The organism is Agarivorans sp. (assembly GCF_050295395.1).
Lineage (GTDB): Bacteria > Pseudomonadota > Gammaproteobacteria > Enterobacterales > Celerinatantimonadaceae > Agarivorans.
The window spans coordinates 1-6,081 of sequence record NZ_JBNKPP010000245.1 but is presented as its reverse complement, the minus strand read 5'-3'; the positions used below and the strand labels follow the sequence as shown (position 1 = coordinate 6,081).

8 protein-coding genes are annotated in these 6,081 nt (G+C 44.6%); 5 read left to right on the top strand and 3 right to left on the bottom strand.

All coding sequences use genetic code 11. The features are described 5' to 3' along the window. Nucleotides 1-73: 73 nt before the first annotated feature. From ACQY6Q_RS14390 to ACQY6Q_RS14370, 5 genes are read left to right on the top strand one after another with little or no spacing between them, the layout of a single operon-like run. Nucleotides 74-427 carry a Na+/H+ antiporter subunit C gene (locus ACQY6Q_RS14390; RefSeq protein WP_427982381.1) on the top strand — a complete coding sequence of 118 codons (354 nt, stop codon included), beginning with the start codon at nt 74-76 and terminating at the stop codon, nt 425-427. After that, nucleotides 427-1,944, top strand: a complete 1,518-nt coding sequence (locus tag ACQY6Q_RS14385; protein WP_427982380.1) for a monovalent cation/H+ antiporter subunit D — start codon at nt 427-429, stop codon at nt 1,942-1,944. Before ACQY6Q_RS14390 ends, ACQY6Q_RS14385 begins: the two co-directional genes overlap by 1 nt. Beyond that, a complete protein-coding gene (locus ACQY6Q_RS14380) occupies nt 1,941-2,441 on the top strand; it encodes a Na+/H+ antiporter subunit E (RefSeq protein WP_427982379.1) in 501 nt (166 codons plus the stop codon). Before ACQY6Q_RS14385 ends, ACQY6Q_RS14380 begins: the two co-directional genes overlap by 4 nt. Beyond that, nucleotides 2,435-2,704, top strand: a complete 270-nt coding sequence (locus ACQY6Q_RS14375) for a K+/H+ antiporter subunit F (protein WP_055731303.1) — start codon at nt 2,435-2,437, stop codon at nt 2,702-2,704. The genes ACQY6Q_RS14380 and ACQY6Q_RS14375 overlap by 7 nt, the downstream gene beginning before the upstream one ends. Nucleotides 2,705-2,713: 9 nt before the next feature. Beyond that, entirely contained in the window at nt 2,714-3,082 is a 369-nt protein-coding gene (locus tag ACQY6Q_RS14370) for a Na+/H+ antiporter subunit G (protein ID WP_427982378.1), read from the top strand. 83 nt (nt 3,083-3,165) lie between these two features. Here the strand turns inward: ACQY6Q_RS14370 and clpX are convergent, their stop codons facing one another. The 3 genes from clpX to tig form a co-directional block, all read right to left on the bottom strand. Continuing rightward, entirely contained in the window at nt 3,166-4,446 is a 1,281-nt protein-coding gene (gene clpX / locus ACQY6Q_RS14365; protein WP_427982377.1) for an ATP-dependent protease ATP-binding subunit ClpX, read from the bottom strand. Between the two features lie 113 nt (nt 4,447-4,559). Then, nucleotides 4,560-5,183, bottom strand: a complete 624-nt coding sequence (gene clpP, locus ACQY6Q_RS14360; protein ID WP_427982376.1) for an ATP-dependent Clp endopeptidase proteolytic subunit ClpP — start codon at nt 5,181-5,183, stop codon at nt 4,560-4,562. 89 nt (nt 5,184-5,272) lie between these two features. Next, nucleotides 5,273-6,081 (bottom strand): trigger factor (tig, locus tag ACQY6Q_RS14355; protein ID WP_427982375.1); only part of this gene is annotated, 809 nt, incomplete at its 5' end.

Genomic DNA, 6,081 nt, shown 5'->3' with positions numbered 1-6,081 from the left:
GCGCCACCCTGCTAATTTTGGCCAGTTTAGGCAAGCTCACCACCAAAGAACGACTCACCGTAGGAGAAAGATAATGGAGTTAATCTACGCCGTGTGTGTCGGCTTCATGAGCGCTTGTGGCATTTTCCTGATGTTGCGTGGTCATACTTTTACGCTGGTTATCGGTTTAACCTTATTGTCTTATGCGGTTAACTTGTTTTTATTTGCCAGTGGTGGGCTAAGCATTGGTGCGCCAGCGGTATTAAATGGCAGCGAGCACTACGCCGACCCCCTCCCTCAAGCTTTGGTGCTTACCGCGATTGTAATTGGCTTTGCGATGACCGCGTTTGCCGTGATATTAGCCATGCGCGGGCGAGCCGATTTAGGCAATGACCATGTCGACGGCGAAGAACCCGTGGATCCACTTGCTCGGGAGGAAAAAGCTTAATGAGCCTACTCGATCATTTGATTATTCTGCCGGTACTCATCCCATTTTTTGTGGCAGTTATATTGCTATTCCCCCGTTTCAGCGCTTCGCTGCCACTGCAACGTGCTGTTACGCTTAGTGCGAATTTGTTGCTAGTGCTCGTCGCTTTCAGCTTACTCTTCACCATTCGCCAGCAAGGTGTGCAAGTCTATGCGCTAGGGAACTGGTCTGCGCCATTTGGCATCGTACTGGTTGCCGATGCTTTTTCTGCGCTAATGGTATGTTTAAGTGCGGTGCTGGGGCTGGCTGTGACCTTATACGCCTGCGCAGGAGAAGATAAAGCCGGTGTGTTCTTTCATCCCTTGATTATGTTTCAGCTGATGGGTATTAACGGCGCCTTCCTTACTGGTGATGCCTTCAACTTGTTTGTATTTTTTGAAGTACTGCTCATCGCCTCCTACTCGTTAATGATCCACGGCGGCGGCAAACAACGGGTTCAGGCTAATATTCATTATGTATTTTTAAATCTGATTGGCTCTTCCTTGTTCTTGTTTGCTCTTGGTACCCTTTATGGCACCTTAGGTACGCTTAACTTTGCCGACATGGCGGATAAGATCCCACAATTGGGCGCTAACGAGCTATTGTTGACGAAATCTGGAGCCTTATTGTTATTGGCTGTATTTGGTTTAAAAGCCGCCATGCTGCCCCTACACTTCTGGCTACCTAAAGCGTATTCCACCACTAGTACGCCGGTGGCCGCCTTGTTCGCCATTATGACTAAAGTTGGCATTTACAGCATCTGGCGAGTGCATGGAGTGATGTTTGGCAACCAAGCCGGTGAACTAGCAAATATCGCCCTACCATGGTTATGGCCGATTGCGCTACTCACCATCGTGATTGGCGCGATAGCCGTTCTAGCCAGTAAAAGCTTGCGGCTATTGTGTAGCAACTTGGTGATTGTGTCGGTAGGCACCTTATTGGTTAGCATTTGCTTAAATAGCCAACAAGCCAGCACCGCTGGGATATATTACTTAGTGCATAGCACCATCGCCTGCGCTGCAATGTTCTTATTAGCAGGGCTAATACAGCAACAACGTGGTAAGGCGGAAGACCGTTTCGTCAGCGCCAGAGCCATGCCTCAAGCAGCCAAACTGGGCTTTGTTTTTGTCTTACTGGCGATTGCGCTAATTGGCATGCCCCCCTTGTCGGGTTTCATTGGCAAAGCCTTGATCATGCAGTCAGTACAAACAAGTCAGCAAATGCTTTGGGTATGGCCGGTTATTTTAGGCGCAGGATTGATCTCATTAGTGGCGCTATCTCGCGCTGGCAGCTCATTATTTTGGCGAAGTAGCGGTGAGAAAAACAGCAGTGCGTTACAGGCTCACCCTTCGCAGTTTCTGGCGCTAGCCATATTAGTTAGTTTGCTGCCGGTAATGGTCATTTTCGGTGGAGCCGTTACCGAATACGCCGAACTTGCCGCAGAGCAACTCAATTCAGGCCTCAGCTTGCAACAACTTCATGAGGTAAGTCAGCGATGAAAAAATCTAGAAGCTTTCAATGGTTTCCCACCCCCTATCACAGTTTACTACTGTGGATAGTGTGGTTGATTTTACACGATTTCAGCCGCGGACAAATGCTACTAGGCGCAGTATTGGCGGTAGTAATCCCTTGGATTGTTGCCCCTTTATCTGAAAAAGAAGCTGTGGCGAAAAGCCCACTAAAAGTGCTGCTTTACACCAGCCGCCTGTTATACGACATCATTATCTCGAACTTTGATGTGGCAATACGGGTTTTACAGCCTAATGGTAATCTCAAGCCGGCCTTTATTGCCGTGCCTATCAACATTACAGAACCACTACCTCTAACCATTTTCACCAGCAGTGTATCTCTTACTCCCGGTACCTGCAGTGTGGAACTATCGGATGATAAACGATGGCTGTATGTTCATGTTCTACACATGGACGATGAACAAGCCTTGATTACCCAAATCAAACAACGTTATGAAGCCCCGCTTAAGGAGATTTTTCAATGCTAAGTTATGCCATTGTATTTGCCAGCGCCTTGTTATGTTGTGCTTTGGCCTTAAACACTTGGCGCCTCATTGTTGGCCCTAGCGCTCCCGATAGAATTATTGCGGTGGATACCATGTATATCAACAGCATCGCTTTAATCATTCTGCTAGGTCTATATCAGGGGTCTGAGAGCTATTACGAAAGCGCCTTACTGATTGCACTGTTAGGTTTTGTTAGCACTGCAGCCTTTTGTAAGTACTTATTACGCGGCGATATAATTGAGTAAGGGAAGATGATGTCCGGTTTAGTTGAATTGATAGTGAGTATATTTTTAGTATTGGGGGCCATTGTGATGTTGATTGGCTCTATTGGACTGGCTAAGTTCCCAGATTTTTTCACTCGCCTACACGCCCCAACCAAAGCCAGTACCTTAGGTGTGGGTTGTATCTTAATTGCCTCGATGATTTACTTTAGCTTCGACTTAGGCCACCTCACCTTAAAAGAGCTATTAATCTCGGTGTTTTTATTAATTACCGCACCCATCGCAGCTCACATGCTAGCCAAGGCTGGCTTACACTATAAAGTAAAACTTAAGGACAATACCCAAAACCAAGCCTTAAGCCAGCGTGCTTATCAACATCAAAGCCCTAAAGACGATGAATAACCAATAATTTTAATTTTTCTCGCCGAACGGACACAAAAAAGCCAGTCACAAGACTGGCTTTTTAATCACAAACCGACGACTAATTAATCGGCGCTGGCCGCTTTATCTTCGCTAGTGTAAATCATGATAGGATCGCTTTCGCCTTGAATAACGGTTTGATCAATCACGACTTTACTGATGTTATCGATAGAAGGTAACTCATACATAGTATCAAGCAATACAGCTTCAACGATGGAGCGTAAACCACGAGCCCCAGTTTTACGTTCCATAGCCTTATGAGCGATAGCACGAAGCGCATCTTCACGAAACTCAAGCTCAACATCTTCAAGCTTAAACAAGGCACCATACTGTTTGGTAAGGGCATTTTTAGGCTCACTCAAAATTTGAATAAGCGCTTCTTCATCAAGTTCAGTTAAGGTTGCCACCACTGGTAAACGACCGATAAACTCAGGGATCAAGCCGTACTTCACCAAGTCTTCAGGCTCAACCTTAGAAAACGTTTCACTCAAGGTACTCTTATCGGCTTCACCTTTCACTTCGGCACCAAAGCCAATACCAGTACCGGTTGTAGCACGCTGCTCAATCACCTTATCTAAGCCAGCAAACGCGCCTCCACAGATAAATAGGATTTTAGAGGTATCAACCTGCAAAAATTCCTGTTGTGGGTGCTTACGGCCACCTTGAGGCGGAACAGAAGCCACCGTGCCTTCAATCAACTTCAATAGTGCCTGCTGAACACCTTCACCCGATACATCTCGAGTAATTGAAGGGTTGTCTGACTTACGAGAAATTTTGTCAATTTCATCGATGTAAACAATACCACGCTGAGCTTTCTCTACATCGTAATCACATTTTTGCAGTAGCTTTTGAATGATGTTTTCTACATCTTCACCCACGTAACCGGCTTCAGTTAAAGTGGTCGCATCGGCCATGGTAAAAGGTACATCGAGCAAGCGAGCTAAGGTTTCCGCTAATAGGGTTTTACCGCTACCAGTAGGACCGATTAGCAAAATATTACTTTTACCCAACTCGATACCGTCAGCGACATCACCATTACGTAAACGTTTATAATGATTGTATACCGCTACCGCCAACACTTTTTTGGCGTGGTCTTGACCAATCACGTAATCGTCTAGATGTTCTCTAATTTCTTTAGGAACCGGTAAGGCATTGCCTTCTCTTTTACTCGGCGATATTTCTTTTATTTCTTCTCGAATAATGTCGTTACATAACTCAACACATTCGTCACAAATATAGACGGAGGGACCGGCAATCAGCTTTCTCACTTCATGCTGGCTTTTACCGCAGAAGGAGCAATACAACAGCTTACTGTTATCTCCATCACCCTTGCGCTTATCTGTCATTCGCTAACCTCAAACTTTGTAGCAATCTTAAGCTCTTCTTACAGTGTAAAACAAACTGCCCAGAATGCTATTCTCTCTATGCTCTATCCGTACAGACCGTGCGATAAAAAGCTTTATACACGACGCGCAAAGATATCGTCGACGATACCATATTCTTTAGCTTGTTCAGCCGTCATATAGTTATCGCGATCAGTGTCTCTAGCGATAGTATCAAAACTTTGTCCAGTATGCTCGGCCAACAACTCGTTCATACGACGTTTTGTTTTAATAATTTCATTTGCATGAATTTCAATGTCAGAAGCCTGACCTTGATAACCACCTAGAGGTTGGTGAATCATTACCTTGGCATTAGGTAAGCAATAACGCTTGCCTTTAGCGCCACCGGCTAATAAAAAGGCGCCCATACTTGCGGCCATGCCCATACAAACGGTGCTAATTTGCGGTTTAATAAATTGCATGGTGTCATAAATGGCCATACCCGCACTAATTGACCCACCGGGTGAATTAATGTAAATGAAAATGTCTTTTTCAGGATTCTCTGACTCAAGAAACAACAACTGAGCAACCACTAGGTTTGCCATATGGTCTTCAACTTGGCCAGTTAAAAAGATCACTCGGTCTTTTAACAAGCGTGAGTAGATATCATAAGAGCGCTCCCCTTTTGAGGTTTGCTCAATAACCATTGGCACCAAAGCCGCCATGGGATCGAATGCTGACTGATTTACTTCTTTAGACATTGATGCGCTCTTCCTTAAAAAAAATGGCTCGTATGAGTTACATACGAGCCATTATATGCGAGAAAAAGGTAGCTAAGTCAAATTAGAACTTAGTTTACACCTTGCTTGTTCATAATTTCGTCAAAAGCCACTTCTTTTTCAGTTACTTTGGCTTTATCTAGAACAAACTCAATTGCTTGCTCTTCTAGTACCACGTTACGAACGTTATTCATTAACTCTTCGTTTTTCGCGTAGTACTCAAGCACTTCACTTGGATCTTCATAAGCTGAAGCAAAAGAAGCAATGTGAGCATTCACTTTCTCGTCGTCAGCTTTAAGTTCGTTAACTTTAATTAACTCGCCTAATAGCAAACCAGTGCGCACGCGGCGCTCTGCTTGTTCAGAGAAAAGTTCATCTGGAAGTGTTGGTGCATTTTTGGCGTTTTCACCAAAACGTTGCATCGCTTGCTTACGTAGTTGCTCAACTTCTTGAGAAACTAAAGCAGCAGGAATATCAATTTGGTTTTGCTCTAATAAACCTGAAAGCACTTGCTCTTTAACACCAGCTTTTAGGGTTTGCTCTAGCTCACGTTCCATATTCTTACGGATTTCAGCTTTAAGCGCATCTAGTTCACCAGACTCAATACCGAAAAGTTTTACAAACTCTTCGTTAACTTCAGCAAGTTCTGGCTTCTCTACTTTGTTGATCTTGATATCGAAAGTAGCCGCTTTACCTTTTAGGTGCTCAGCGTGGTAGTCTTCAGGGAAGTTTACTTCGATAGTAAACTCTTCGCCCGCTTTCTTACCTAAAATACCGTCTTCAAAACCAGGGATCATACGACCAGCACCCATAGCTAGGTCAAAACCTTCTGCTTTGCCGCCTTCAAACTCTTCACCGTCAATCTTACCCAAAAAGTCTA

Excerpts from the sequence above, each read along its gene's own strand:
- ACQY6Q_RS14370 (WP_427982378.1), top strand. The coding sequence starts at position 2,714 with ATGTCCGGTTTAGTTGAATTGATAGTGAGTATATTTTTAGTATTGGGG.
- clpX (WP_427982377.1), bottom strand. The coding sequence starts at position 4,446 with ATGACAGATAAGCGCAAGGGTGATGGAGATAACAGTAAGCTGTTGTAT.
- ACQY6Q_RS14375 (WP_055731303.1), top strand. The coding sequence starts at position 2,435 with ATGCTAAGTTATGCCATTGTATTTGCCAGCGCCTTGTTATGTTGTGCT.
- clpP (WP_427982376.1), bottom strand. The coding sequence starts at position 5,183 with ATGTCTAAAGAAGTAAATCAGTCAGCATTCGATCCCATGGCGGCTTTG.
- ACQY6Q_RS14390 (WP_427982381.1), top strand. The coding sequence starts at position 74 with ATGGAGTTAATCTACGCCGTGTGTGTCGGCTTCATGAGCGCTTGTGGC.
- ACQY6Q_RS14380 (WP_427982379.1), top strand. The coding sequence starts at position 1,941 with ATGAAAAAATCTAGAAGCTTTCAATGGTTTCCCACCCCCTATCACAGT.
- ACQY6Q_RS14385 (WP_427982380.1), top strand. The coding sequence starts at position 427 with ATGAGCCTACTCGATCATTTGATTATTCTGCCGGTACTCATCCCATTT.